Here is a 25,531-nt window from a genome sequence, read left to right on the forward strand (position 1 = left end):
TCTGGATGTATTTTCTTGCCAGGCGTCGAAGTCGTAGACTGGCGGAGAGGAGAGACGGCCCTTCGCGGACGACGGGACGCCGTCGTGGCGACCTAGAAGGTTAAAGCGCTTTTTAAGCCGGTCTCACCCAGTCGGCAGAGCATAGGCGATGACTTCATCGCCAACCTTGGTTCCCATGAAACGATGTCCTCCAGGCGCGATGACTATGCATAGGTCATCGGCCCGATCGTGATATCTGGCGAACGCGTGCGACTGCCTGTGGTTGCGGATTAATTTTGAAGCCGGCTCTCGCTGTGGGTCACCATTTTGTGATCCTTTTGCGGCTTCGGAACCTTCGAGGCAAAAGCACCGTTAGGTGTCGTCAACTTTGAGTTTGCCTTTAGCAGAATCGGCGAGGGGATGCCGCAGATCTTCTCGAAAAACGCCAACGGGGTTGCGCGCTTTGTCATCTGGGGAAGTTGTGCGGTTCTGCTGATCGCCGCCGCGATCGGGACAATCCTTCCCCGTTCGGACTTTGTAACGGGAGTAGGTGAGCCATTGGCGCAGCCGGTGCCATTCAGCCACAAGCATCATGTCGGCCAGCTCGGCATCGACTGCCGCTATTGCCACAACGGCGTCGAAACCTCCTCGTTGGCGGGTTTGCCAGCGACCGAAGTTTGCATGACCTGCCATTCGCAGCTCTTCACCAATGCCGACATGCTGGCGCCGGTGCGTGCAAGCCTCGCCAGCGGCAAGCCGATCGAATGGCAGCGGGTCAACACCGTGCCCGATTTCGTTTTCTTCAATCACGCGATCCATATCGACAAGGGCATCGCCTGCGAGACCTGCCATGGCGAGGTCGACCAGATGCCGCTGACGATGCGGGCACATACGCTCAGCATGGAATGGTGTCTGGGCTGTCATCGCAATCCCGGTCCTAATCTGCGTCCGCCGAAGGACGTGTTCCTGATGCACTGGCGGCCGCCTGCCGACATCGATGAGATCAGGCGACAGCTGATCGGCATGCTCGACATCCATCCCGAGACGATGACGGATTGCTATGTCTGCCATCGATGAAAAGGGCCGGCTCGCCATCGACATCGCAGCGTTGCGCCGACGGCTGACAAGCGATCGCGACATGTGGCGCAGTCTCGACGAGATCGCCGGCACCGCAGATTTCCGCCGCTTTGTCGAAACCGAATTCCCGGCAATCGCGGAGCGCCTGCCGGCAAGGCCGAACAGACGCACGCTGCTGAAGCTGATGGGCGCGTCGCTGTCGCTAGCCGGTCTGGCTGCCTGCAGCAGAGCGGAGAGCATCGTCCCTTATGTGCGCCAGCCGGAAATCCTGATCCCGGGCAAGCCGACCTACTACGCGACAACCTTGTCGAGCGACGGCTTCGGCATCGGCGCCATAGTCGAGAGCCATGAAGGGCGGCCGACAAAGGTCGAGGGCAATCCGGATCATCCGGCATCGCTTGGCGGAACCGACGCGGTGATGCAGGCGGCTGTGCTGATGCTGTTCGATCCCGATCGTTCACGCACGCCGCTGAAGAATGGCGAGCCGGCATCTTATGGCGATTTCCTGAAGGACATGGCAGGGCTCGTTTCGCAATGGACGGCATCGAAGGGGCAGGGCGGTGCCTTGCTGATAGAATCAACGACCTCGCCGACTCTCGCGGCACAGCTGAATGCGCTGCGGACACGCTATCCAAAGCTGAAAATTTACCGCCACGATCCGCTGGCGGCGCCGGGATCGGCCGAGGCGTCGCGTGCTCTGTTCGGGGCGGCACTGACGCCGGTCTATCGTTTCAATCGTACAGAAACGATCGTGAGCCTTGATGCCGATTTCCTGGGAGAGGGGCCAGGGCGGCTCGTCTATGCGCGCGACTTCGTAGCGCGGCGACGCGTGCGCAGCCCGAGTGACCGCATGAGCCGGCTTTACGCGGTGGAGTCGACGCCGACGATCACCGGCGCAGCAGCCGATCATCGGCTTGCGATCAAGCCAAGCGAGATGGAGGCGGTGGCTGCGAGATTGATTGCGGCGTTAAGTGGCCAAGCCGGAACTTCCCGCACATCTATCGACCAGACATGGATGACAGCGCTGGTCGACGATCTGAAGGCGGCCGGCCACAGCGCGCTGGTCGTTCCGGGTGCGCATCAGAGCGCGTTCGTTCACGCCGCCGCGTTTGCCGCCAACGCGAGCCTTGGTGCGCTCGGCAATACAGTGGAGTTTATCGAGGCGCCGGATGCGCTGTCGGTCGATGGCGATCTGGAGGCGATGTACGAAGCGATTGGCCTCAAGGCGATCGACACAGTGGTCGTGCTGGGCGCAAACCCACTCTACACCGCGCCGGCAGGCCTCGATGTGCAAAAGGCCTTCTCCAGCGTCAAGCTGCTCGTCCATCATGGGCTCTACCGCGACGAGACCGCTTTCCTGGCGCACTGGCATCTGCCCGCGGCGCACGAGCTCGAGAGCTGGAGCGACATCCGTGCCTATGACGGCAGCACCTCGATGGTGCAGCCGCTGATCAGGCCGCTTTACGACGGAAAGACCGGGCATGAGCTGCTCGCCGTGCTTGGTGGCGCGTTCGATACGGATCCGCTTTTGCTTGTCCGGCAGCATTGGACCGAGCTCGATGATGACGCGTGGAGAAAGGCTCTGCGCGACGGGGTCATAGCAAATGGTGCCGCCAAGCCAGTATCCGTCACAGTGCCGCCGGACCTGGCCGGATTGAAGCCGGCGGCAAAAGCAGGCACCGGTATCGATATCCGCTTCGTCGCCGATCCCTGGTTGCGCGACGGTCGTTTCGCCAACGCCTCATGGCTGCAGGAACTGCCGCGACCCTTGACCAAGATCGTATGGGGTAATGCCGCGCTCATCTCGCCCGCCACGGCCGAGCGACTGAAAGTCGGAAACGGCGAGGCCATCAACGTCGCGTGCGACGGAGCGGACATCGACGCGCCGGCCTGGATCGTGCCCGGCCACCCGGACGAAACGATAACGCTTTCCATTGGCTTCGGGCGAAAGGTCGGTTCTGTCGCTCTCCTATCGGGAGGCTATGACGCTTTCCAATTGCGCCGTGGGTCGCAATGGTTCGCGACCGGCGCGGCCATCACGCTCCGCAAGAACAGCATGCGCGTCATCACCACGCAGCAACACCAGGCGATGGAAGGTCGCGCCATTGTGCGCCACGCCTCGCTCGACGCATTCCGGCAGAATCCAGATTTCGTGCGCACGGACTCACCGTCGGCGCCGACTGAATCGCTTTATCCCGCCTGGCCCTACAAACAGGAAGCCTGGGCCATGGCGATCGATCTGTCGACCTGCATCGGCTGCATGGCCTGCGTCTCGGCCTGCCAGGCGGAAAACAACATCGCGCCGGTCGGGCCGGACGAATGCGAGCGCGGCCACGAGATGCACTGGCTGCGGGTCGATCGCTACTATGCCGGGCCAGTCGATGCGCCCGAGACCTTTTTCCAGCCCGTGCCGTGCATGCATTGCGAGAAGGCGCCCTGCGAAGTGGTGTGCCCGGTCAACGCTACCGTCCATACGCATGATGGGCTGAATGCGCAGGTTTATAACCGTTGCATTGGCACGCGCTATTGCTCGCAGAACTGCCCCTACAAGGTGCGGCGCTTCAATTTTCTCGAGCACCAATCCTTCGACAAGGACGAAGCTGGGCCGGAGCAGGCCGTTCACAACCCCAATGTCAGCGTGCGCTCGCGCGGGGTGATGGAGAAATGCACCTATTGCGTCCAGCGCATCAGCGCCAAACGCATCCAGGCCCAGATCGAGAACCGCGACCTCGCCGATGGCGAGGTGGTCACCGCCTGCCAGCAGGCCTGCCCGACCCTGGCCATCACTTTCGGCGATCGCAACAAGAAAGATGCAAAGGTCGTTCGCGAGAAAAGCGCGCCGCAGAATTACGCGCTGCTCGAGGAACTGAATACACGGCCGCGCACCACCTATCTCGGCAAGATTTGCAATCCGAACGGCAAGCTTGCCAAGCCGGGCGAGGCGACCGATGGCTGAAGCCAGCGCGAACAGCCCGGCCGTCTTGCGCGGGCGGCACGATTCTCGCGAGATCAGTGGGCGCATCGGCTCGATCGTGCTCAACGGCCGCCTGCCGCGTCATTTCTGGGCGGCGTTCTTCCTCTGCTTCCTGCTGGTTTTGCTGCTGCTCTATTCAATCACCTACCTGATCGCGGTCGGCGTGGGCGCCTACGGCATCAATATGCCGGTGGTCTGGGGCACGATGATCTCCAACTTCGTCTGGTGGATCGGCATCGGTCATGCCGGCACGTTGATCTCGGCGGTGCTTCTGCTGCTGCGCCAGCCGTGGCGCGCCTCGATCAATCGCTTCGCCGAGGCCATGACGCTGTTCGCCGTTGCCATGGCCGGACTTTTTCCGATCCTGCATCTCGGCCGGCCGTGGTTCTTCTACTGGCTGCTGCCGTTGCCCAATGTGCATATGCACTGGCCACAATGGCGCAGCCCCCTGGTCTGGGATTTTGCGGCGATCGCGACCTACGCGACCGTCTCGCTGCTGTTCTGGTACATGGGTCTGCTGCCGGATCTGGCGGTGCTGCGCGATCGCGCAAGCTCGAAACCGGCGCAGCTCTTCTATGGCATATTGGCGCTTGGCTGGCGCGGCTCGGCTTATCATTGGGCGCGCTACCAGGTCGTCTATTTTCTGCTTGCGGCCTTAGCCACGCCGCTGGTCGTCTCGGTGCATTCGATCGTCTCGCTCGATTTCACCTTCGCGATCACGCCCGGCTACCACTCGACGATCTTTCCGCCTTATTTCGTCGCCGGCGCGCTGCTCTCCGGCTTCGCCATGGTGCTTACCATCGCCATTCCGCTGCGCTGGGCTTTCTCGGTCGAGGACCTGATCACGCTCAGGCACATGGACAACGCCGCCAAGCTGATGATCGCCGCCGGCATGGTCGTCGCCTATGGCTATGTCTCGGAAGCGTTCTTCGCCTGGTATTCAGGCAAGCCTTATGAACGCGCGATGATGGCCCAGCGCGCGCTGGGTCCATACGCGACATTGTTCTGGACGATGATCGGCCTGAACTGCGGCGTGCTGCAATTGCTGTGGTTTAGGCGCGTCCGACGCAACATGCCGCTGCTGTTCGCGATCGCCATCGCCATCAATATCGGCATGTGGATCGAACGCTACATCATCGTCGTGACGGGCCCGAGCCGCGATTACCTGCCGTCGTCCTGGGGCGAGCAGTCGCTGACCTGGCTCGATTTCGGTATCCTGTTCGGCTCGATCGGCACTTTCTTCGCGCTCGTCTTCCTGTTCATCCGCATCCTGCCGGCGATCACGATCTTCGAGGTCGAGGAACTGGCCGAGGAAGAGGGCAAGCTCAAATGAGCCTCTACGGTCTCATGGCGGTTTTTGCCGATCCCGAAGCGCTCGTCGAGGCAGCGCGCGGCATGCGCGAGCGCGGCTATCGGCGCATGGATGCGTTCTCGCCATTTCAGGTGAAAGAGCTGGAGGGGATATTGGCGATCCCGAAGACGCGCCTGCCCTGGGCCGTGCTCGCCGGCGGCATTGCCGGCGCGGCTCTCGTCTATGCTCTGCTCTGGTACTCGGTCGAAGTCGACTATCCCATCAATGTCGGCGGGCGTCCGCTGCATTCCTGGCCGCCTTTCGTCGTCATCGCCTTCGAGGCCGGCATTATGGGCGCCGCCTTTGCCGGATTTGTGGGCGTGCTCGCGGCCAATGGGCTGCCCCGCTACCATCATCCGGTCTTCAACGCCGAGAGCTTCAGCTACGCGCGCGGTGGCAAGTTCTATCTTCTGATCGAAGCGGCCGATCCGAAATACCGCAAGGGCGTCACCAAGGGCCAACTGACGCGGCTCGGCGCCGAGACCGTCGAGGAGGTCGAAGCGTGAACCGCTTGCGCCTCACGCTGATCCTCGGTGCGCTGGCCGTCGCCGGCTGCCGGCAGGACATGGAGGACCAGCCGCGCTACGATCCGCTAGAGGCGAGCAACCAGTTCGCCGACGGCATGTCGGCACGCACGCCGGTAACGGGCACCGTCGCGCGCGATGCCGATCTTTCGCTTGTCCCGGACAGGATCCCCTATCCGATCACGACCGCGCTGCTGCTGCGTGGCCAGCAGCGTTTCGACATCTTCTGCTCGCCCTGTCACGGCCGCACGGGCGACGGCCATGGCATGATTGTCCAGCGTGGTTTTCCGGCGCCGCCGACTTATCATCAGGATGCGCTTCGCAAGGCCTCCGACCGGCATTTCTACGATGTCATCACCAATGGCTATGGCGCCATGTATTCCTACGCGGCGCGCGTGCCGCAGCAAGACCGCTGGGCGATCGTTGCCTATATCCGCGCGCTGCAATATTCGCGCAACGCACCAGTCGCTGAGCTTCCGCAGACCTTGCGCGCGCGGCTCGAAGCGGAGACATCGCCGTGAGCCGCCTCGAGCAGGGTTTTGCCGCCGTCGGCATCACAGGGCTCGTTCCTTGCGTTCTTGGCGCATCGCTTGATGTCAAAGCGATGCTGGGCGCCTGGCTCGCGGCGGCTCTCTTCGCGCTCAGCCTGCCGCTCGGCGCGCTGACCATATTGATGGTGCATGGGCTGACCGGCGGACGCTGGGGCGAGGCGGTCCGTCAGCCTTTGCGGGCCATGACCGCAACACTGCCGTTTGGACTCGTCTTGCTCCTGCCGGTGCTGATGAGGCTCGATCTGATCTTACCATGGGCCGGCGCCGATCCCGCGACGCTGTCCGAGAAGGTTCGAGAGAAGCTTGCCTATCTCAACGTGCCGTTCTTCATGCTGCGCTTTGCTGTCTGCGCGGCGATCTGGCTCGTCCTCACTTGGGTGGTGCTCCGCCCGACTTCAGAGGGTTCCGGGAAGGCTGGCAGCGGGAGGAAATATGCCCTTAGCCTGATACTCCATGCGCTTGCCGTCAGCGTCTTTGCCATCGACTGGATGCTTTCGATCGAGCCCGAATTCACCTCGACTATCTACGCACTTTGCGAGGCTTCAGCGGAGGTCGCTGGAGCTTTCGCTCTGGCGATCCTTGTGCTGGCGGCGAGGAAGGCGGTCGAGGTCATACCCGGCGGTGAGGAAGATGCCGCGCTTGGCGAAGACCTTGCCAACATGCAGCTCGGCTTCGTGCTGACCTGGATCTACCTCGTCTTCATGCAGTGGGTTGTCGTCTGGGGCGGTGACCTTCCGGACGAGATCCAGTGGTACATCGTCCGGGCCACCGGCGGCTGGTGGTATCTGCTGTGGCTGCTGATTGCCTTGCAGGTGGCTGCGTTCGCAGGCTCGCTCAGCCGACCGCTCAAGCGCAGCCATGACGGCTTGGTCTGGCTGGCAGGAGTAACTTTAGCAGGCCATTTCGCCGATGTGTTCTGGCGTGTTCGCCCACCGCTGTTTTCCGGCGGCTTGCTGGGACTATGGCGAGATGCGGCAGCATGGATTGGAGTTGGCGGGCTGTGGCTCGTGCTGTTCCTCTTCCTTCTTCGCCGACCGGATCGGATCACTTGGTGGAAGCGGGAGGTCGCCCATGGCTAAGGCGCACCGCCATCCCGAAGTGCGCGATGTCCAGCCGGGTGTGCTGCTCGCTTTCAGCGGCGGTCTGCTTCTGTTCATCGCTTTAGCCACGATCGGCGTGAAGCTTGCCTTCAACACCGCGCCGACCTGGTTGCCGGTTCCGGGCAACACTAGTCCGGAAAGCCCTGGGTTGCAGACCGCGCCAAACCAGGACCTAATCAGCTTTCGCGCCGAGGAGGATCGCCAGCTCAAAATGCTTGGCTGGATCGACCGCGATGCCGGCATCGCCCGTATGCCGATCGACGACGCCATGTGGGCGATTGTCAGCAACGGTTTGCCGGATTGGTCGCAGCAGCGATCAGTGAGCTCTGGAGGGGATGACTGCGGGTTGGTTACTGCGGCGGTTCCCCGCGCTCCGCAGAGTCAGAATTGCCGGGGGCAAAGCGGAGCAGGACGATGAGAAGCTTGTTCGCTGCGCTTTGTTTGTTCATTGCCGGCGCGGCTCCTGCCGCCGAGCGACCGACATTCGATCCGAGGCTCGGAGCGCAACTGACTCTCGATCGCGAAATGACCGATGCAAGCGGTGCGAGGCTGACGCTTGGCAAAACACTGAACGGCCGTCCAGCCCTGGTCATCTTTGGCTACGACAAATGCCCGAACCTTTGCGGCGTCACCCAGCAGGCTGTCGCGTCCGACCTGAAAAAGACATCCCTTCTCCCGACAGATTACCGCGCGCTGTTCATCTCGATCGACGCCGATGAGACCCCCGCCGATGCCACAGCGGCACGGGATGAGATCGCTTCCGCCGCCGGTCCGGTGGGCCTGTCCACCTGGCGTTTTCTGACCAGCAGCGAAGGTGCTGGCGCAGCGCTCGCCAACGAGGCCGGCATCACTTTCGATCGGCGCAAAGGCATCGATCAGTTTGTCCATCCGATCGCAATTATCGCGCTCACACCCTCGGGCCGAATTTCACAGGTGCTGCCGGCGCTGACCTTTACGCCGCGCGACCTCGAGCTTGCATTGGTCGAGGCGTCGGCCAACAAACTTGGCTCTATCGCGGATCACGCCTTCCTGCTTTGCGCTGGGTTCGACAGGTCGAAAGGCCAGTACACGCCTGCCATCTGGGCGGCGCTGAAAGTGGCAGGCCTGGCAACGCTACTCGGCCTCGGCGCAACTGTGCTCTGGCAGACCTGGGGGAGGGCAAGGTGAGCTTCGGCATCCCCTTCTTCCCGCAGGAAGCCTCGTCGGAAGCCGGCCAGATTGATGCGCTATTTTACACGTTGGTCGCTTTTTCAATCCTTCTCGGACTGGCGCTCAGCGGCCTGGTCGTCGGCTATGCGGTGAAATACCGCATCGGCTCGAAGGCGGATCGCACAGGCAAGCGTTCCCGCAGCCTGCCGCTTGAGATGAGCTGGACCGTGGCCAGCCTGGTCATTGCCTTTGTCTTCTTCGGCTGGGGCGCCACCCTTTTCGTTCGGCGCGACCATCCGCCGGCGGATGCGCTGGAGATCATCGGACTCGGCAAGCAATGGATGTGGGAGTTCAGACAGCCCGGCGGTCAGCGTGAGATCAACGAATTGCATGTTCCGATCGGCAAACCGGTCGTGGTGTCGCTCGCCTCGCAGGACGTCATCCACTCCTTCTACGTGCCGGCATTCCGCATCAAGCAGGACGCGGTGCCGGGCCGCACGACGCATATCTGGTTCATCGCCACGGAGCCCGGCCGCTATCATCTGTTCTGCGCCCAATATTGCGGCACGCAACATTCCCAAATGGGCGGCTGGGTCACTGTGATGGCGCCCGAGCAATATGCGGCCTGGCTGAACAGTCAGAGCGAAGGCGAGACGCTCGCCGCGAGCGGCGAGAAACTGTTTCGCGCGCTGGGATGCTCCGGCTGCCATGGCGCCAGCAGCAAGGTGAGGGCGCCCTCGCTTGAAGACATCTTCGGTCGGCCGGTGGCGCTCGACAACCAGCAGACAGTGATCGCCGACGAGCGCTATCTGCGCGACTCCATCCTCAATCCGAAGAAGGAGATCGCCGCCGGTTACGAGCCGGTGATGCCGAGCTTCGACGGCCTGATCGATGAAGGCGAGCTGCAGATGCTGCTCGCCTATCTGAAGTCGTTATCGCGTCTACCTACGGCAGGAGCCAAGCCATGACCAACGCGGCGATGCCTGGCACTTATCTAGAGGAGGGAAGCGGCCCTCGCGCGTGGCTGCTGACCACTGACCATAAGCGCGTGGCGTGGCTTTACCTGATCTCGCTGACGGCCTTCTTCTTCCTCGGCGGCGCCATGGCGGTGCTGATGCGGATCGAGCTCGCGACACCGGCCGGCGACCTTGTGTCTGACGATGTCTACAACCGGCTGTTCTCGCTGCACGGCATCATCATGGTCTGGTTCTTCCTGGTGCCGTCGATCCCGGCCACGCTTGGCAATTTCCTTTTGCCGCTGATGATCGGCGCGCGCGATCTCGCTTTCCCGCGACTGAACCTCGTCAGCTGGTACGTCTTCATTTTCGGCAGCCTGTTCGCGCTGTTTGCGGTGGTGGCCGGCGGCGTGGACACCGGCTGGACGTTCTACACGCCGCTGTCGACGCTCTACGCCAATGGCTGGGTCTCGACCGCGGCTTTCGGCGTCTTCATTGTCGGGTTCTCGACGATCATGACCGGCATCAACTTCATCGTCACCGTGCACATGCTGCGCGCTCCCGGGCTCACCTGGTTTCGCCTGCCGATTTTCGTCTGGACGCTTTACGCCACCAGCCTGGTGATGGTGCTGGCCACCCCGGTGCTTGCCGCCTCCCTTATCCTAATCGTGCTGGAGCGTGTCTTCGGCATTGGCATCTTCAATCCCGATCTCGGGGGAGATCCTTTGCTCTTTCAGGATCTATTCTGGTTCTATTCGCACCCTGCGGTCTACATCATGATCCTGCCCGGAATGGGCGTCGTGTCGGAGGTGCTGCCCTGTTTCAGCCGCCGACCGCTGTTCGGTTACAAGGCGGTGGCGATGTCGTCGATGGCGATCGCCGTCTTCGGCTTCCTGGTCTGGGGCCACCACATGTTCGTCAGCGGGCAATCGGCCTATGCCGGGGTGGTGTTCTCGTTCCTGTCCTTCTGTGTCGCTATTCCGTCGGCGATCAAGGTCTTCAACTGGAGCCTGACGCTGCGCAAGGGCGAGATCAGCTTCGAGACGCCGATGCTTTACGCGCTGTTCTTCCTCGCGCTGTTCACCTTCGGCGGATTGGCTGGGCTGTTCCTTGCGTCGCTCGCGGTCGACGTGCATGTCCATGACACCTACTTTGTCATCGCGCATTTCCACTACATCATGGTTGGCGGCATGGTGACCGCCTATATGGCCGGCCTGCATTTCTGGTGGCCAAAATTGACCGGCCGCATGTATTCGGAAACGTCAGGGAGGATTGCGGCGACTGTCACCTTCATCGGCTTCAACCTGACCTTCTTCCCGCAATATGTGCTGGGCTTCGACGGTATGCCGCGGCGCTACCATACCTATCCGCCGGAGTTCCAGTTCTGGAACGTGTTGTCCTCGGCTGGCGCCGTGGTGCTGGCGATCGGCTATCTGATGCCGTTGTTCTACCTCGGCTGGTCGCTGTTTCGCGGCGCCCGCGCAGTGCACAATCCGTGGAGCGCCACCGGGCTCGAATGGCAAACGAGCTCGCCGCCGCCGCCGCATAATTTCGAGACGATACCGGTCGTGACGCGGCCGGCCTATGACTACGACATGAAGGGGCTCGAGCACGAACGCTTCAGTCCGCACCGGGAGGAGGCGGCGGGATGAGCGGCACCGAAAGCGTCGCTTTCGATACACCTCAACGCGAACGGCGAGCCGACACTTTCGCCATGTGGGTGTTCATCGGCTCCGAGGCGATGCTGTTCGGCGCCATCTTTCTGGTCTTCCTTGTCGCGCATATCGATTTCGGCCCCGCCTTCGCCGCAGCCTCGAAACATCTTTCGCTGCCGCTCGGCACCTTCAACACCGCGGTGCTGATCACCAGCAGTTTCACCATGGCGCTGGCCCATAAGCTTGCCGTTCACAGACGCTGGAGCGCGACCGTTTGGGCGCTGGCCGCGACGTCGGCGCTGGGTATCTGCTTCCTGATCGTGAAGGGGATCGAATATAGCAGGGAGATCAGCGACGGCCTGGCGCCGCTCCTCGGCCTGCCGTTTCGCTATGCCGGGCCGGACCCGGCCCAAGCCGAGTTGTTTTTCGGCCTCTATTTCACAATGACCTCGTTGCATGCGCTGCACCTGATCGGCGGCCTGGTGGTCGTCGCCGGTATGGTCGCGCTCTGGCCGGCTTCCAGCCCTGCCAACCGGCTGCGCCAGGTGGTGGCCGTCGGTCTTTACTGGCACTTCGTCGACATCATCTGGGTTTTCATGTTCCCCGTTCTTTACCTGATCAACCGATGAGCGAACTGCGCAAACTCACGTTCGGCTATCTCGGGCTGCTCGCGCTGCTGGCGCTGACGGTCGGCTCCTCCTTGATCGATCTCGGCCCCTTCAATGTCGCCCTTAACCTGGCGATAGCGGCCGCGAAGGCGGTCCTGATCGCCATGCTGTTCATGCATCTGATCGGTACGTTGCCCCGGCTCGCCGTTGTGGCCGCGGGGCTTTGGCTCATCATCCTGTTCGGGCTGACACTGATCGGACGTTAAAGCGCGTCGGGCTGAAGCGGTTCAGGCGGCCCCGGCCTTTTCCGTGCTTCGTCGGTCACAGCGATCCGCGACTGGTTCGCGTCGCCAAGCCAATCCCCGAACTCGAAACCGACCAATGGATCGTCACCCAACACCAGGAACGTCACTTCCCGCCGGTCCGAAAAGTCGCCAATCGAATTAGCGCCTTGATGCGGCCCACCAGCCGCTGTTTCGCGGCGAGATGCCGATACGGTAAGCCGTCGTCGGTGAAGAACACGGAATGCTGTGATGCGATTTAGGATTCTGCTCCAATGATTTTGCCGAAAATCGTAGCATTTTGAGCGGCGATTTCCGACAAATTGAAAAAGTGCCCGTTCATAAGGGGTGGAACTCGTTACCACCGCCGAACCGGTTGACATCGGTCGCCATGCCGCCGACATCGGCATCCGCAGTGAGCGCCAGACCGAGCAGTGGTCGCCGGCCGTCAGAGCGGCAAGGTTGCCCACGCCATTTATTCCGGCTGCCACCTGCTCAACGGCATCGCCGCCGGGTTGTTCGTCGGCGTCACCGGCGAAGGGGCAAACATTGCCTCGGCGCGCTGGCTGCAAGCCCATCACGGCGACGGCATTGCCGTGCCCGGCAACAACACCCATTCGGTGCGCGAACTGGTGGCAGTGCCGTCATCGACCGTCCGGATCTCAGGCGAGGCGGCCTACGTGACGGGCAGCCAGGATCTCGTCGACGGCGTGCTGACGATCGCCTGACGGCGATGGCGGTCCGGAGAGCGCGAGGTGCTCGTGGACCCTGCCAGAAACCCAAACGCCCTCATTCGGCCAACTCGCGGACGGCGCTCGCGAGGATCCTGATGCTTGGCTCGATTGCGCTGTCGGCGATGCGGCCGTATCCGATGAAGAGGCGACGAGGTCCAGCACAGGTCGTGCTGTAGCGCCCGAGCCCCTCGGTCGCGACGCCGTGGCGCCGCAGATGGTCGATAACGCGAGCCTCGCCGGCCGCGTCTATCTGGTCAGGCAGGCGAAGCGTCACGTGGAGCCCGGCGGCTGCGCCCTCGGTTGCGAGCTCAGGGAGCGCCGAGGCCAGGCAGGAGAGCAACCGGTCGCGGCGGTCACGATAGAAGCGTCGCATCTTGCGCAGGTGCCGGTCATGCGCCCCGCTGTCGATCATGGCGGCCAGCGCATCCTGGTCGATCCTCGGCGGCCCCTCGCTCCAACGGCGCAACTCACCCGCCATCGTCTCCACGAGGTCAGACGGCACGACCAGCCAGCCGAGCCGGAGCGCCGGTGCGAGCGTCTTGCTGGCAGTTCCAGCGTAGATGACGCGATCGGGCGCAAGGCCCTGCAAGGCGCCGATCGGCGCCTGATCGTAGCGGAATTCTGCGTCGTAGTCGTCCTCGAGGGCGAAGGCGTCACGTTCCCGCAGCCAGCGCACCAGTTCTTGGCGCCGCGCCGCGCTCAGCACGCCTCCGATCGGAAACTGGTGCGCTGGCGTGACAAACACGGCCCCGGCCGAGAGGGCGGCAAGTTGGGGCACGTCCAGACCTTCCGCATCCACCGGCACAGGCGTGCGCCGCAGGCCCGATTTGTTGACCGCAACCCAGTCGCTGTAGCTGGGATCCTCCACCGCGAGGCCACGCACGCCCTTCGCGTAAAGGGCCGCGCAGACGAGTGCGCGCGCCTCCGCGAAGCCGCTCGTGACGAAGATGAATGCCGGATCGGCGATCACGCCGCGGACCCGGCCGAGATAATCCGCCAGCGCGTGACGCAACACGGGGCTGCCCCGCAGATCGCCATAGCCAAGATCGCTTGCAGGAAGGTTCGCAAGGACGCTTCGCAGCGAACGGAGCCAGAGGCGCCTGGGAAACATCGAGAGATCGGGCATGGCCGGTCGAAGGTCAAACCGGATTTGTTCAGGCTCCGCCAACACCTCCTCGCCGTCAGGAGGCGCCACGGCCTCCCCGGCGACCACAGGCCGGGCGCCGCGGCGAAGACTCAGATAGCCCTCGGCGGCGAGCTGCGCATAGGTGTCGAGCACGAGCGGTCGCGAGATGCCGAGCTGCGCCGCAAGCACCCGCGTCGAGGGCAGGCGGACGCCGGGACGCAGCGCATCGGTACGGATCAGGTTGAGGATCCCGCGGCGGAGCTGGGCCGCCAGAGTCTCTGGGATGTCTCGATCGACCGACAGAGGGAGTCCATCCGTCAAAGTGGGCAACAATTTTGCATCGGAACTGGTCATGTTCAGCAGACCACTAGCACGTTAGGCATCGAACGGACAGTCACAACTGGAGACGCCGAGATGTCGATCGCAGCCACCGCAACACCCGTCCCGAGCGATGCAAGCAGGACCGCGATCCTCACTCCTGCGATCCTGACGTTGGCCGGCGTGATGCTGACCGCGATGGGAAGCTTCTATCTGCTTCTCTCCGCGATTCCGACGCACGCTGCCGCGCTTGGCGGCGCGTCAGCCGCGGGCTTGTCCACCGGCGCATTGATGGCGACGACCATCATCGGCGAATTGATCGCGCCCCGAGTGATCGTCAAGGTCGGGCGCCGCCGCGCGCTGGCGGCGGCGCTGCTCACGATGGCACTCCCCTGTCTCGCGACGTTCTCGAGCTCGCTCGCACTGCTCCTTGCCACTTGTGCCGCGCGCGGGTTTGGCCTTGGAATCCTGCTGGTTGCGGCCTGCGGCCTGGCCGCGCAACTGGCGCCGCCGGCGCGACGCACAGAGGCGCTGGGCGCATTCGGCGTCGCCTCCGCGATCCCGGCCATCGTCGCCGTCCCGCTCGGCCCCTATGCGCTCGCAACCCTCGGCCCCGGCGGAACGGCCGGCATCGCCGCAGCTTTCGCGGTCGCCGCCTTGCTTACCGTCGCGCTTGTTCCCGAAGGCAGCCCGGCGCCTCGCGATACGGGTCACGCCTCTTCGTTTCCGCCGCTTCGCGTGACGGTTTGGCCGATCACGGTGCTGGCCCTGGGTGCCGTCGTGGTCGGTGCAGCGATAACCTTCCTTCCCTTGGCGCATCCGGAATTCGATCAGGCTACGATCATGATCGCTCTCCTCCTCCAGGCGTTGTTCGCGGGCTGCGCTCGCTGGGTGGCGGGCCGGCCGATCGATCAGCATGGCCCCCGTGGGGCGCTGATCGCAGCGGCGGGACTCTCCATCGCCGGCTTGCTCTGCCTCGCGGTGCCGGGAGCCTTCGCGGTAATGATTGGCATGGCGGTGAGCGGCATCGCTTTCGGGGTCGCGCAGAGCGCCAGCCTCTGCCGGTTGCTCGCTCAAACCAAGCCGGCGCAGGCGGACGCCGTGGGTGCACTCTGGAACGGAGCCTATGATGCCGGGCTGGGAATCGGAGGCATGGCCCTCGGCGGTCTCGCCGCTGTGCTCGGCTACACGCTCTCGTTCCTGGCGGCAGGGGTCATCTTGGTCCTGCTCGCGGGCGCCGCCTTTGTCCGTTTCGGAAAGCGGAGCATTGCATAGAGGCACGAATCCGCGACTGGCGCCCGCTGAGAAGGTCAGGTGGAGCCTCGTCGATCTTGAGCATCCTACGCCGCCTGACTGAAATCATTTAACAGAACCGGAGAATTCCGAAATGAGAAAGCTGAAAGTATCGACGCTCGTCACGCTTGATGGCGTTATCCAAGATCCAGGTGGTTTCGGCGAGACTGAGCAAGGTGGCTGGGCCAACCCGTACTTCACCGAGGAAGCCGAGAAAGACTCGCTTGAGCACCTGATGGAGGCCGACTATTTCCTGTGCGGACGAACTACCTATGAGCTGCTGTCAAAGACGTGGGGCAAGATCAAGGGCGGCCCCTACCTCGAGCGGATGAACAGCATGCCGAAGCTTGTCGCCTCACGGACCCTGGCCGAGCCGTTAGAGTGGAACGCCAGGTTGATCAGCGGTGATGTCGCAGAGGAGATTGCCAAACTGAAGCTGGAGCCTGGCAAGGACATCGAGATGTATGGCAGCGCGTCACTCCTGCAAACGCTAATGAAGCACGGCCTGGTCGACGAGTGCCGAGTCTGGGTGCACCCGTTGGTGATCGGTGGCGGGAAACGCCTATTCATCGAGGGTGGGCACTCCGCAAAGCTGCGGCTCGCCAGCTCGAAGACGCTCAGTTCGGGTGTTGTGATCTTGACCTACGAGCCGGTCAGCTAAGGTCAGTTTCGTGGGGACTACCCACGCGCGGCCTCGCGCTGCGGCCATCAGGCTGGTCCATCGAACCAGAGTTCGGCTAAAGGCAAATAGCTACAGCCATCGCCGAGCACGCCTTTGTGCCTATGTTCAACGAACTTTGAGCAACTGGGCGAGGTTCGCTAGCATTTTCTCCCAGAGCTGTTGCGCATCAGACGGTCCGGCGCCGCTCGCCTGGAAATCCAAGTGCGAGCCTGACCCCCTGGGTGTGATCGTCACATCGATCTGCGCCAGGCCGGCGAAGTGTTGGGGCACTCCCAACGTGAATAACAGGCGTGTCGGCGGCTCGCAAATCGCGTACCGACCATCATGCGTGATGATCTCACTACTCTCGTGTTCGACAATTGAAAAAGCGCCGCCCGCCCGAGGGTCGGTTTGTGCTTCGAGCGTGTTTGTCGGCGATTTGAACAGCCATCGCTCAATCAGCGACGGGTCGACCCACGCGGCAAATACCGCTTGGGGGTCTGCGTCGAGATCGAGCGCAACCTTGGCTTTGACTTCTGCCGTCGACATTTTACGCTTTCCTAGGGCCTTACAAAGCGCGGGGCTTCGGGATTTGTTCCCTTGCGCGAACGCCCGACAGCGGGCCGCTTAAAGAACCATGTCCATTGGGGCCGCATTTGATGCAGTGGCCGGCTCCTCCGCCGGTATCGCGGCGTGCCACTTTGCGGTGTTTTTTGATGCATCAATGACGGGGGAGTGTCGGTGGGTCCTGATGCTTCCGTTTCCTCACGGACCCTCACTTGCGCTCTTTCTTGCCGAGGCTCGTCTGGATGGGCAAGGTAGGATAGCTTCACCGCGATTCGAAAAAAGTACCGTCACGGTCTTACCTACGCGGAACCAGGATTTGGTCCAACAAAGGTCGATTGATGCTGGAAACTACCAAAAAATTTTCAGGAATTTTCCCTTTAATCAACGCCATAGGTTCTTGACAGCCTCGGGTCGGCATTGCCGGCTGCAAAAAATGAAAAACCCAACTTAATCAAGGGCCTAGCTTAGGCGAAAAATAATCGAGTGGGCAACATCCACAGCGGAAATAGTTGTCGCAGCCATTGTAAACAACCGCTTCGACCATTCATCTCGGTTGAGTCACCGAAGTCGCGTTAGATGTGCTACGTATTGTGACACATATTGTGACACAAATCGACCCGGAAAATACAAAAAAACAAATAAAAACAACGAAATAGCGCTGAGGCCGATCCCAGCCAACGGTACCATTGATTTGGATTGCTGGTTTATCGCCGTAAATTGCGATTTCGATTGCGCCGCGACCAATGCAAGCGCTGGCGAATTGAACGCCGTGCGCGAGGCGCACAAGATCGTTTGTCCTCAAGGAGATCCACAATCTCCTGCGCAATCAGCGGCCGTGGTTCGAGATGAAGAAGCGTACCTTCTCGGAGGAACGCCGCGCCACCTATTGCAGCGAGCACCAGGTCGTTCTGGATGCGCTGCTGGCGCGCGACTCCGAAGGCGCCAGCAACGCGATGCTGACGCTTCTGAGGACGGTCGAGGCAATCTTCTGGGGAGGTAATCGCCCGGATGGCGGACCCCGAGTCGACATTGCATGAGGATATCACTATATAGCGCCTGCTCGGGTTGAGGCCGGGGCAACGTTGACCGGGAAGCCATGATACGGTTTGTGATACACATGCGTTGTCAGAGATAGAAAAAAGCAAGCAAAAACAACAGCGGCCCTTCTATCGACCCCAATCAACGATCTCATCATTCTCAACGATCTGAACGTGCACCTTGAACCCTTCCATTCCTTCGATTTCGCGTACAACGGGCAAGATCTCTTGTCCCGCGGGCAAGACGTCTTGCCGGTCGAGGCCGACTCGGTTCGAATGGGGCATGCATCCTTTGCGGGATGTGGACGTTCATAGCTACCAACCGGCTTAGCCGCCAGGGAAGAAGCAGTATGAGTGAACATGCGATCGAGTTCTTGCGCGGATGGATTGGCGAGAAAGTCCAATGCCAGCATTCGCCGATCAAGATCGAGCAGGCCGAGACCCTCGCCAAGGAGTGCTGCGCCAAGGCTGCCGAGGCAGGCATTCTCCTGGAAGACATCCAGGAAGAGGTCGGCGACATCCAGGAGTTGATCGCGTCGCGCCTTGAGGAAGCCGCCGAAGAGAGCACCGGCGAAGCGAAGCCCGACAAGCCGGCGGAATAAATACCCGCCTGCGACAGGCCGGCGGTCATTTCTATCCGAATTTTTCCTTCAGCCATTCCTTCGGCAGCGCCGGCACGAAGTTGCCGTCGCGTCCGGTCATATCCTCATTCGCCACCAATGCGTTGAGGATCGCCTCTTCGACACCTTGCACGACCGCGTCGAAGAACGGGTCGATGTCGACGTCCGGGATGAACTGCGCACTGGCGATGCGACCGGAAGCTCCCAGCGCGGCCTCCGGATTGGCGGTCGAGAAGGCGAGAAAAATGTCGCCCGAACTGTGGTAGCCAAAGCCGCCGGTCATGGCGATGCCGAGCGGCACGCGCCGGGCGAGCCGCTTCATCTGATGCGGCAGGAACGGCGCGTCGGTGGCGACAACAGCGATGATTGAACCCTTTTCGGCGCGCGCCGTGGCCTCGCGGATCGCCGGGTCGGCAAGCTCCGGCCCGATGCGCCGGCCACGAATGGTGAAATTCTGCCTTTTGCCGAAATTCGACTGCACGAACACGCCAAGCGTATAACGCCTGTCCTGCCATTCGACGATGCGCGAGGCGGTGCCGGATCCGGCCTTGAAGCCGAAGGTTATCATGCCGGTGCCGCCGCCGACGCTGCCTTCCTCGATGGCCCCGCCACCGGCGTTCTCGAGCGCTGCGGCGACATGCTCGAAGCCGACATGATGGCCGTTGATGTCGTTGAGGAAGCCGTCATAGGTCTCTGCCGCCACCGGCAGGCCCCAGGCGCTGTCGAGCGCGGCTGGCAGCGCCTTGTGCATCCAGCGCAGCGTGCCGTCGCGGGTGACACCGCAGGAATGCGTGTTGGTGACGGTGACCGGAAAATTGAAGGCGCCGGTTTCCTCGATGATATGCGTCCCGGTCAGCTCGCCATTGCCGTTCTGGCTGAACACGCCGGCGAACACCGGCGTGGCGAGGTCTTGCACCGGCCTCGGCAGGATGGCGGTGACGCCGGTGCGCACCGGGCCGATGCCGACCTGCAAGGGACCGTCGCCTGAAATCAGCGTCGTGTAGCCCACCGACACGCCCGGAACGTCGGTGATCGCATTGAAGCGGCCCGGCGTGCCGTCCGGCGCGATGCCGAAGGAGCGCAGGCGCGGCTTGCCCGACGGGGTGCGAAGATGCGGGTCGTGGTTGCTCATGGAAACCTCAGAACAACGAGCCCTGATTGCCCGGCTCCTTGGCCTTCGCGGGCGATTTCGCGGCCAGCTTCGGCCGCGCGCCGCCGCTGGTGGCGATGGCCTCGGCGTTGCCGTCGGCGAATTCCAGCTGCAGCGCGGCACCCGGCGCCAGCTCCGCGACCCGCTTGATGACGGCGCCGTCGGCGTCCTTGACCAGCGCGAAGCCGCGCGCCAGCACGGCTTTGTGCGACAGCGTCGACAGCAGCCGGTCCGCCTGGGTCAGCGCCGCGCGCAGCCGGTCGAGCCGCCGCGCCGTCGCCTGGTCCTGCCGGCGTGTCAGCGCGGCCAGCATGTCGGCCTGCTGCTTCTGGCGCCGCACGATCGGCGCCGGCGACAGGCGCGTCGATGTGCGCTGGAAGCGCGTGCGTCGCTCGCGCACGATGGCGAAGAACGCGGCTCGCGCCCGGGCAATGTCGCGGCCGGTCAGAGTGCGCGCTTCGTTGAGGCGCCGCGACAGCGTCGCCGGCGTCAGCCTTTGCCGTTCCAGCGTTGCCCGCTTGCGCTCGATATTCACCGTCAGCCCGCGGCCCAGCCGGCTTGTCGCATCGTCGAAGCGGCGGCGCGGCAGCGCCAGCAACTGGTCGGGCGAGGGGAGCGCGCGCGCCGCGGCGCGCACTGCCTGGCGTTTGCGCTCCAGATGCCGCGAGGCGCAGGCGTTGAGCCGCGCGCCGAGGCTGGCCAAGGTGGCCTCCAGGTCCGCCCTGACCGGCACGGCGATCTCGGCCGCGCCCGTCGGCGTGGGCGCGCGCATGTCGGCAACAAAGTCGATCAAAGTCGTATCGGTCTCGTGCCCGACGGCCGAGATCACCGGGATGCCGGACGCCGCAACGGCGCGCGCCAGCCCTTCGTCGTTGAAACCCCAGAGGTCTTCGAGGCTACCGCCGCCGCGCGCCACGATCAGAACGTCTGGCTGGCGGATGGGGCCGTCCCATGTCAACGCGTTGAAGCCGTTGACGGCCGCGGTCACTTCCCTGGCCGTCGTCTCGCCTTGGACCCTTACCGGCCAAACCAGCACATGCAGCGGAAACCGGTCCTTGATGCGATGGATGATGTCGCGGATCACCGAGCCGGTCGGCGAGGTGACGACGCCGATGACCTGAGGCATGAACGGCAGCCGCCGCTTGCGGCCGGCATCGAAAAGGCCTTCGGCCTGCAGCCGGCGCCTGCGCTCCTCAAGCAGCGCCATCAGCGCGCCGGCGCCCGCCGGTTCCAGATTGTCGATGACGATCTGGTAGTTGGACTTGCCGGGATAGGTCGTCAGCTTGCCGCTGGCGATCACCTCCATGCCTTCCTCGGGACGGAATTTGAGCCGCGCCATCGTGGTCTTCCAGACCACGGCATCGATCCGCGCACGGTCGTCCTTCAATGCGAAGTAGGCGTGGCCGGACGAATGCGGGCCGCGATAGCCGGAAATCTCGCCACGCACCCGTACATTGCCGAAGGCGTCCTCGACAGTGCGCTTCAGCGCGCCGGAAATCTCGCTCACCGTGTATTCGGTGGCGTTGCTGCGTGATTCGGTTGCTGTTTCACTCATTTGGCGATTGGGGAACGCTTATCGGCGCCCGTCAAGCCGGGACAAACCTCGCTAATATTATAACGCGATTTTAAGCCCGATTTGCTTTGACTGGCGCGCCAGGAGAGCCGGCCGGGGACGTGATGAGCGCACGCCACAACAGCAGCCCGTTGACGCGTCAGGTCACGCTGACCGTGCTGACGCTCGCCGCTTTCGCTTTGGCCATCGTCGTCGGCTTCGGCTTCTACGCCGCCAATCAGGCTGATGAGGCCTCGCTCGAACGACAGAAGATTTTCATAGCCGATGGCCTGAAGGACCAGATCGCCGCGGTCCAGCGCGAACAGGAAAGCGTGACCGTCTGGGATGATTCAGTAACCAATGTGAGGGCGGGCAATCAGGCCTGGATCGAGGAAAACCTCAGCACGTGGATGTACACCTACTACGGCCACAACCGGGTCTACATTCTCGACGCAGCCAACAATGCGATCCATGCGATGCGGGAAGGCAAGGTCGTCGAGGCGTCGGCTTTCGGCGAGGACGAGCCGGAATTGCGGCCGACCATAGAGAGGCTGCGCCACATGTTGGCTGAGCCGCCGAAGGCCGGCGTCTCCGGGCAGTCGGCCAAGATGGTCGCGCAGGATCTTGTCTCGCTCCAGGGGAAGCCCGCGATCCTGAGCATCATGCCGCTCGTGCCGAGCACGGATCGTGTCACCCAGGCGACTGGCACAGAATATCTGCATGTCTCGGCCGAGTTCATCAATGATGCCGTCATCGGCAGGATCGCCGGAAAATACCTGCTCGAGGGGGCGCGGCTGGTACCGCTGTCGCAGCCGACGGGCGCCGCAGCCGTACCGCTGATCGATTCCCGCGGCGTCATCCTCGGATACATCAGCTGGGACCAGTTGAGGCCCGGCCTCACTTTGGTGCGTCAGACTGCGCCGGCCTTGGCGATCGCGCTGCTTCTGGGAGGTGGCGTCCTGATGTTCCTGCTGCGCAGATTGCGTCGCGCCTCGGCCGCGTTGCAAACCAGCCAGGACCAGGCGCAATATCTTGCCTTCCACGACACGCTCACCGGCCTGCCCAACCGGGCGCTGTTCGAAGACCGCTTGCGGCGCATGCTGCTCTTCGCCAGCCAGGAGGGAACGCGCGTCGCGCTGCTCTACCTCGACCTCGATCGCTTCAAGCACATCAACGACACGCTCGGCCATCCGGCCGGCGACGAGCTCGTGCGCCAGACGGCGGCGCGGCTCAAGCACACGATCCGCGAAGTCGACACCGTCGCGCGGCTCGGCGGCGACGAGTTCGCCATCATCCTGCTCGACGTTCCCGACGTCGGCAGTGCCGAGGACATCGCCGAAAGGCTGCTCTTGAAGCTGCGCGAGCCGTTCCGGCTGATCGACGACCAGGTCTTCGTCAGCGCCAGCGTCGGCATCGCGCTGTCGTCTGGATCGGACACCGACGCGGACGACCTGTTGCGCAAGGCCGACATCGCGCTTTACGAGGCCAAGAAGAACGGTCGTGGCCGCTACGAGGTGTTTGCCGGCGACATGGACGATCTCCTGTTGCGCAAGCGCAAGGTCGAATCCGAGCTCCGCAAGGCGCTGGAGGGCGAAGGTGGCATAAAGCTCGCCTATCAGCCGGTCTTCGCCGCCGACGGCCGCGGCATACTGGGCGCCGAAGCGCTGATCCGCTGGGGGCATGAAGTGCATGGCGCCTTGCCGGCGGCGCAATTCATCGCGATCGCCGAAGAGCGTGGCCTCATCGGCGAGCTCGGCAAATGGGCGCTGAGCGAGGCTTGCCGCTTTGCCGTCGCGACCGAATTGCCGTGGATCGCGGTGAACATTTCGCCGATGCAGCTGCGTGATGTCGGCTTTGCCGAAGAGGTCGCCGCGATCCTGAGAGAAACCGGGCTCGACCCGTCCCGCCTGCAGCTCGAAACCACCGAAAGCGTGCTGCTCGAGCACAATGACACGATCGGCGCGGTGATTGCGGCGCTGCGCCAGTCCGGCGTGCGCATCGTGCTCGACGATTTCGGCACCGGCTATTCCTCGCTCAGCTATCTGCGCCGTCGGGCGATCGACAAGTTGAAGATCGACCGGTCCTTCGTGCGTCTGCTCGACGAGGACCAAAGCGCCCGCGCAATCGCCAAGACGCTGATCGAGCTGGCGCTGGCGCTCAAGGTCGAGGTGACCGCCGAGGGCGTCGAGACCGACACGCAAAAGGCCCTGCTGGTCGGCATGGGCTGCCACCAGTTGCAGGGCTATCTGCTGTCGCCGCCGCTGGAGCCCGGCCAATTGCTTGCGCTGCCGGGTCTCTCGTCCGCCGACCAGGAACGTTCAGCGGTCCGCGCCTGACGTCTACCAGCCGGGCATGATCTGGTTCGCCTTGACCCGCTTCATCTTGGCGAAGGCGAGCGCGGCGAAGTCGAAACTTCCCGCCTCCTCGCTGACCGGCACGGAAATGTTGTCGAGGCTCTCGGCGATGTGACGGGCCAAGGCATCGACGATCTCCGGCTGCGAGGTCTGGCCGCGCATGATGCCGATGCGGCAGTCCGGCAGTTGGCCGAACCCGTCGGCCTCGCCGAGCACGCGCATGCCTGGCCGCAGCGCGCATTCCGGCAGCACCGAGACCGCCAGGCCGGAGAGCACCGCCGCGGTGATCACGGTAGCCGAGAAGCTGGAGAACAGCACGCGGTAGTCGCGGCCCTGCCGGTCGAGCACATCGACCGCGGCGCGCCGCCAGATGCAGTTCGGCCGGCCGAACGCCATCGGCAGGGTTTCCTGTTCATGCGTGGCGTGGTTGGCCGAGGTAACCCACAAAAGCGGTTCGCGCCGCACCACTTCTGACTGGCCGCGCGTGTCGTTATGCGTCACCAGCGCCAGGTCGAGATTGCCGCGCTTGATATGCTCGACCAGCCCCGGCGTCGGCTCGCAGACCACCGTCAGCTCGACGCGCGGGTTGGAGCGCGAGAAGCGCGCCATGATCTCGGGCAGGAAGCGGTCGGCATAATCGTCCGGCGTGCCGATGCGGATGGTGCCTTCGAGCCGCTGGTCGTCGAAGGCGGCCAGCGTCTCGCGGTTGAGAAAGATCAGCCGCCGCGCATAGGAAAGCAGCCTGTCCCCCTCCTCGGTCAGCTTGTTGGTGCGGCCGTCCTTTTCGAACAGCGGCTTGCCGATCCGCTCCTCCAGCCGCCGCATCTGCATCGACACGGCCGACTGCGTCCGGTGCACCTCTTCGGCGGCGCGAGTGAAGCTTCCCGTATCGGCAATCGAGATGAAGGTCTGCAACTGATCGAGGTCGAGCGGCGCTTTCATCGGTCCAACCCATCATTGATGTTGATGCTAGAGATTAAAAACATTCGTTGGATTAATCAATCGCGTGATGGCAAATTGGCACTGTCCACATGAAGGCAATGCATGTCGCCCAAAAGTGGCCCCCGGTTTTGGGGACAACGACATGCATCACTTTAACAGTATCGAAACCGGAACGGCGGTTCTCCCAAGGCGCCGGTTGCATGGTTTCGTCCGCTCGACTCCTGGAAGGAGAGACTGACATGACCACGATTGAATTCGCTTCCCAGACCCCGCGCATCACCACGCGTCCGGCCGTTGCGACGCGCGTGCTCAATGCTCTCGCCAATACCTATGTCGCCTGGAAAAATCGCCGCGCCTTCTATCGCCTGGGCGAGATGTCGGATGCCGAGCTTGCCGATATCGGTCTGACCCGCGCCGACCTTCATGTCGCTGTCGCCATTCCTTTCGGCCGCGACCCGACCGTGAAGCTGCGCGCGATCGCCAGCGAGCGCGCCGACACGATCGAGGATCTTGCTCGTCAGGTCGCCTGAACGGCCGCGTGCTCTGGATTTCCGGTCGCGTTGAACCTTTTCACGGCTCGGCGCGACCAAGTCTCATGCAGGCTCCCACACTCCCTGCCGGTTCCCCGCCGGCCAGCCTGCACATTGCCCGGTTCCTCCTCCAGGACCGGGCATTTTTTTAGGCTGTGCCTTTTTCGAGTATTGCTTCAGGGGATCAGGCGAAAGCCAGTTTTCTCGATGGTCTTGGCACCGATCGACCAAGCTCGTTCGCCGCTTCTATCCAAGCCGCGATAGCATCTTGAACATTCGCGATGGCCTCCTCGGGAGTTTCGCCATCGCTCATGCAACCGGGAAGATCCGGGACATAAGCGGAGAACCCGCCACCGTCCTCAGTCGAGAGTGGTGCGATGACGACAGGGTATTCAAGCTTGTCCGTCATGCTTTACGGAAGGCGCTCTGAGGTGTTTGAGAC

Annotated in this window: 26 protein-coding genes; 19 read left to right on the plus strand and 7 right to left on the minus strand. The window is 63.1% G+C overall.

Annotation, left to right across the window (positions count from 1 at the left end; genetic code table 11):
• Positions 1-351: 351 nt before the first annotated feature.
• On the minus strand, positions 352-672 hold the full coding sequence (locus tag WDX12_RS17785) for a hypothetical protein (protein ID WP_434725776.1): 321 nt from the start codon (positions 670-672) through the stop codon (positions 352-354).
• Between WDX12_RS17785 and WDX12_RS17790 the strand changes: the two genes are divergently transcribed.
• From WDX12_RS17790 to WDX12_RS17850, 13 genes are all read left to right on the plus strand, one after another.
• Positions 589-1,056: a cytochrome c3 family protein gene (locus WDX12_RS17790; RefSeq protein ID WP_320293777.1), complete on the plus strand. Its 468-nt coding sequence runs from the start codon at positions 589-591 to the stop codon at positions 1,054-1,056. The two genes, WDX12_RS17785 and WDX12_RS17790, sit on opposite strands and share 84 nt — an antisense overlap.
• Positions 1,040-4,012, plus strand: a complete 2,973-nt coding sequence (locus tag WDX12_RS17795; protein ID WP_434721424.1) for a TAT-variant-translocated molybdopterin oxidoreductase — start codon at positions 1,040-1,042, stop codon at positions 4,010-4,012. Before WDX12_RS17790 ends, WDX12_RS17795 begins: the two co-directional genes overlap by 17 nt.
• Positions 4,005-5,363: an NrfD/PsrC family molybdoenzyme membrane anchor subunit gene (gene nrfD / locus WDX12_RS17800; protein ID WP_320293636.1), complete on the plus strand. Its 1,359-nt coding sequence runs from the start codon at positions 4,005-4,007 to the stop codon at positions 5,361-5,363. The genes WDX12_RS17795 and nrfD overlap by 8 nt, the downstream gene beginning before the upstream one ends.
• Complete coding sequence (locus WDX12_RS17805; RefSeq protein WP_320293637.1) at positions 5,360-5,887, plus strand: DUF3341 domain-containing protein; 528 nt, start codon at positions 5,360-5,362, stop codon at positions 5,885-5,887. Before nrfD ends, WDX12_RS17805 begins: the two co-directional genes overlap by 4 nt.
• The gene (locus tag WDX12_RS17810) at positions 5,884-6,426 is read left to right on the plus strand and encodes a c-type cytochrome (RefSeq protein WP_320293638.1); all 543 of its coding nucleotides are present in this window, start codon (positions 5,884-5,886) and stop codon (positions 6,424-6,426) included. Before WDX12_RS17805 ends, WDX12_RS17810 begins: the two co-directional genes overlap by 4 nt.
• Positions 6,423-7,535, plus strand: a complete 1,113-nt coding sequence (locus WDX12_RS17815; protein ID WP_434721425.1) for a hypothetical protein — start codon at positions 6,423-6,425, stop codon at positions 7,533-7,535. Before WDX12_RS17810 ends, WDX12_RS17815 begins: the two co-directional genes overlap by 4 nt.
• Complete coding sequence (locus tag WDX12_RS17820; protein WP_320293640.1) at positions 7,528-7,974, plus strand: hypothetical protein; 447 nt, start codon at positions 7,528-7,530, stop codon at positions 7,972-7,974. Before WDX12_RS17815 ends, WDX12_RS17820 begins: the two co-directional genes overlap by 8 nt.
• Positions 7,975-7,979: 5 nt before the next feature.
• On the plus strand, positions 7,980-8,723 hold the full coding sequence (locus WDX12_RS17825; protein ID WP_434721426.1) for an SCO family protein: 744 nt from the start codon (positions 7,980-7,982) through the stop codon (positions 8,721-8,723).
• Complete coding sequence (gene coxB, locus WDX12_RS17830) at positions 8,720-9,673, plus strand: cytochrome c oxidase subunit II (protein ID WP_434721427.1); 954 nt, start codon at positions 8,720-8,722, stop codon at positions 9,671-9,673. Before WDX12_RS17825 ends, coxB begins: the two co-directional genes overlap by 4 nt.
• The gene (gene ctaD, locus WDX12_RS17835) at positions 9,670-11,313 is read left to right on the plus strand and encodes a cytochrome c oxidase subunit I (protein WP_320293643.1); all 1,644 of its coding nucleotides are present in this window, start codon (positions 9,670-9,672) and stop codon (positions 11,311-11,313) included. The genes coxB and ctaD overlap by 4 nt, the downstream gene beginning before the upstream one ends.
• Entirely contained in the window at positions 11,310-11,945 is a 636-nt protein-coding gene (locus WDX12_RS17840) for a cytochrome c oxidase subunit 3 (protein ID WP_434721428.1), read from the plus strand. The genes ctaD and WDX12_RS17840 overlap by 4 nt, the downstream gene beginning before the upstream one ends.
• Complete coding sequence (locus WDX12_RS17845; RefSeq protein WP_320293645.1) at positions 11,942-12,190, plus strand: cytochrome C oxidase subunit IV family protein; 249 nt, start codon at positions 11,942-11,944, stop codon at positions 12,188-12,190. The genes WDX12_RS17840 and WDX12_RS17845 overlap by 4 nt, the downstream gene beginning before the upstream one ends.
• 449 nt (positions 12,191-12,639) lie before the next feature.
• Entirely contained in the window at positions 12,640-12,933 is a 294-nt protein-coding gene (locus tag WDX12_RS17850; RefSeq protein WP_434721429.1) for a hypothetical protein, read from the plus strand.
• A 61-nt stretch (positions 12,934-12,994) separates the two neighbouring features.
• Here the strand turns inward: WDX12_RS17850 and WDX12_RS17855 are convergent, their stop codons facing one another.
• Positions 12,995-14,419 (minus strand): PLP-dependent aminotransferase family protein, encoded by a 1,425-nt coding sequence (locus tag WDX12_RS17855; protein WP_434721430.1) that lies wholly within the window; start codon positions 14,417-14,419, stop codon positions 12,995-12,997.
• A 60-nt stretch (positions 14,420-14,479) separates the two neighbouring features.
• On the opposite strand from WDX12_RS17855, the gene WDX12_RS17860 reads away from it, so the two are divergent.
• Together WDX12_RS17860 and WDX12_RS17865 are read left to right on the plus strand one after the other, a co-directional pair.
• Positions 14,480-15,658: an MFS transporter gene (locus tag WDX12_RS17860; protein ID WP_434721431.1), complete on the plus strand. Its 1,179-nt coding sequence runs from the start codon at positions 14,480-14,482 to the stop codon at positions 15,656-15,658.
• Between the two features lie 112 nt (positions 15,659-15,770).
• Positions 15,771-16,337 (plus strand): dihydrofolate reductase family protein, encoded by a 567-nt coding sequence (locus WDX12_RS17865; RefSeq protein ID WP_434721432.1) that lies wholly within the window; start codon positions 15,771-15,773, stop codon positions 16,335-16,337.
• A 126-nt stretch (positions 16,338-16,463) separates the two neighbouring features.
• Here WDX12_RS17865 and WDX12_RS17870 read toward each other — a convergent pair whose 3' ends face one another.
• Positions 16,464-16,886 (minus strand): SRPBCC family protein, encoded by a 423-nt coding sequence (locus WDX12_RS17870; RefSeq protein ID WP_434721433.1) that lies wholly within the window; start codon positions 16,884-16,886, stop codon positions 16,464-16,466.
• An 836-nt stretch (positions 16,887-17,722) separates the two neighbouring features.
• Between WDX12_RS17870 and WDX12_RS17875 the strand changes: the two genes are divergently transcribed.
• Entirely contained in the window at positions 17,723-17,941 is a 219-nt protein-coding gene (locus WDX12_RS17875) for an FCD domain-containing protein (protein WP_434725666.1), read from the plus strand.
• Between the two features lie 350 nt (positions 17,942-18,291).
• Positions 18,292-18,543 (plus strand): hypothetical protein, encoded by a 252-nt coding sequence (locus tag WDX12_RS17880; protein WP_320298486.1) that lies wholly within the window; start codon positions 18,292-18,294, stop codon positions 18,541-18,543.
• 31 nt (positions 18,544-18,574) lie between these two features.
• Here the strand turns inward: WDX12_RS17880 and WDX12_RS17885 are convergent, their stop codons facing one another.
• Together WDX12_RS17885 and xseA are read right to left on the minus strand one after the other, a co-directional pair.
• Complete coding sequence (locus tag WDX12_RS17885; RefSeq protein WP_434721434.1) at positions 18,575-19,693, minus strand: P1 family peptidase; 1,119 nt, start codon at positions 19,691-19,693, stop codon at positions 18,575-18,577.
• A gap of 7 nt (positions 19,694-19,700) precedes the next feature.
• Positions 19,701-21,266, minus strand: coding sequence for an exodeoxyribonuclease VII large subunit (xseA, locus tag WDX12_RS17890; protein WP_434721435.1), 1,566 nt, complete (start codon positions 21,264-21,266; stop codon positions 19,701-19,703).
• 122 nt (positions 21,267-21,388) lie between these two features.
• On the opposite strand from xseA, the gene WDX12_RS17895 reads away from it, so the two are divergent.
• A complete protein-coding gene (locus tag WDX12_RS17895; protein WP_434721436.1) occupies positions 21,389-23,599 on the plus strand; it encodes a bifunctional diguanylate cyclase/phosphodiesterase in 2,211 nt (736 codons plus the stop codon).
• Between the two features lie 3 nt (positions 23,600-23,602).
• Here WDX12_RS17895 and WDX12_RS17900 read toward each other — a convergent pair whose 3' ends face one another.
• Entirely contained in the window at positions 23,603-24,559 is a 957-nt protein-coding gene (locus tag WDX12_RS17900; protein WP_434721437.1) for a LysR substrate-binding domain-containing protein, read from the minus strand.
• Positions 24,560-24,798: 239 nt separating this feature from the next.
• On the opposite strand from WDX12_RS17900, the gene WDX12_RS17905 reads away from it, so the two are divergent.
• A complete protein-coding gene (locus tag WDX12_RS17905; RefSeq protein ID WP_434721438.1) occupies positions 24,799-25,089 on the plus strand; it encodes a DUF1127 domain-containing protein in 291 nt (96 codons plus the stop codon).
• Between the two features lie 184 nt (positions 25,090-25,273).
• Here the strand turns inward: WDX12_RS17905 and WDX12_RS17910 are convergent, their stop codons facing one another.
• Positions 25,274-25,498, minus strand: a complete 225-nt coding sequence (locus WDX12_RS17910) for a type II toxin-antitoxin system HicB family antitoxin (protein ID WP_434721439.1) — start codon at positions 25,496-25,498, stop codon at positions 25,274-25,276.
• Between the last annotated feature and the right edge of the window lie 33 nt (positions 25,499-25,531).

Origin of the sequence: Mesorhizobium sp. RIZ17, assembly GCF_051127865.1 — a bacterium.
Classification (GTDB): domain Bacteria; phylum Pseudomonadota; class Alphaproteobacteria; order Rhizobiales; family Rhizobiaceae; genus Mesorhizobium; species Mesorhizobium humile.

Coding starts and splice junctions, on each gene's coding strand:
- WDX12_RS17910 (WP_434721439.1), bottom strand. CDS start 25,498: ATGACGGACAAGCTTGAATACCCTGTCGTCATCGCACCACTCTCGACT.
- WDX12_RS17870 (WP_434721433.1), bottom strand. CDS start 16,886: ATGTCGACGGCAGAAGTCAAAGCCAAGGTTGCGCTCGATCTCGACGCA.
- WDX12_RS17860 (WP_434721431.1), top strand. CDS start 14,480: ATGTCGATCGCAGCCACCGCAACACCCGTCCCGAGCGATGCAAGCAGG.
- WDX12_RS17895 (WP_434721436.1), top strand. CDS start 21,389: ATGAGCGCACGCCACAACAGCAGCCCGTTGACGCGTCAGGTCACGCTG.
- WDX12_RS17820 (WP_320293640.1), top strand. CDS start 7,528: ATGGCTAAGGCGCACCGCCATCCCGAAGTGCGCGATGTCCAGCCGGGT.
- WDX12_RS17845 (WP_320293645.1), top strand. CDS start 11,942: ATGAGCGAACTGCGCAAACTCACGTTCGGCTATCTCGGGCTGCTCGCG.
- nrfD (WP_320293636.1), top strand. CDS start 4,005: ATGGCTGAAGCCAGCGCGAACAGCCCGGCCGTCTTGCGCGGGCGGCAC.
- WDX12_RS17805 (WP_320293637.1), top strand. CDS start 5,360: ATGAGCCTCTACGGTCTCATGGCGGTTTTTGCCGATCCCGAAGCGCTC.
- ctaD (WP_320293643.1), top strand. CDS start 9,670: ATGACCAACGCGGCGATGCCTGGCACTTATCTAGAGGAGGGAAGCGGC.
- xseA (WP_434721435.1), bottom strand. CDS start 21,266: ATGAGTGAAACAGCAACCGAATCACGCAGCAACGCCACCGAATACACG.
- WDX12_RS17905 (WP_434721438.1), top strand. CDS start 24,799: ATGACCACGATTGAATTCGCTTCCCAGACCCCGCGCATCACCACGCGT.
- WDX12_RS17880 (WP_320298486.1), top strand. CDS start 18,292: ATGAGTGAACATGCGATCGAGTTCTTGCGCGGATGGATTGGCGAGAAA.
- WDX12_RS17785 (WP_434725776.1), bottom strand. CDS start 672: ATGGCAGGTCATGCAAACTTCGGTCGCTGGCAAACCCGCCAACGAGGA.
- WDX12_RS17795 (WP_434721424.1), top strand. CDS start 1,040: ATGTCTGCCATCGATGAAAAGGGCCGGCTCGCCATCGACATCGCAGCG.
- WDX12_RS17855 (WP_434721430.1), bottom strand. CDS start 14,419: ATGACCAGTTCCGATGCAAAATTGTTGCCCACTTTGACGGATGGACTC.
- WDX12_RS17885 (WP_434721434.1), bottom strand. CDS start 19,693: ATGAGCAACCACGACCCGCATCTTCGCACCCCGTCGGGCAAGCCGCGC.
- WDX12_RS17900 (WP_434721437.1), bottom strand. CDS start 24,559: ATGAAAGCGCCGCTCGACCTCGATCAGTTGCAGACCTTCATCTCGATT.
- WDX12_RS17865 (WP_434721432.1), top strand. CDS start 15,771: ATGAGAAAGCTGAAAGTATCGACGCTCGTCACGCTTGATGGCGTTATC.
- WDX12_RS17840 (WP_434721428.1), top strand. CDS start 11,310: ATGAGCGGCACCGAAAGCGTCGCTTTCGATACACCTCAACGCGAACGG.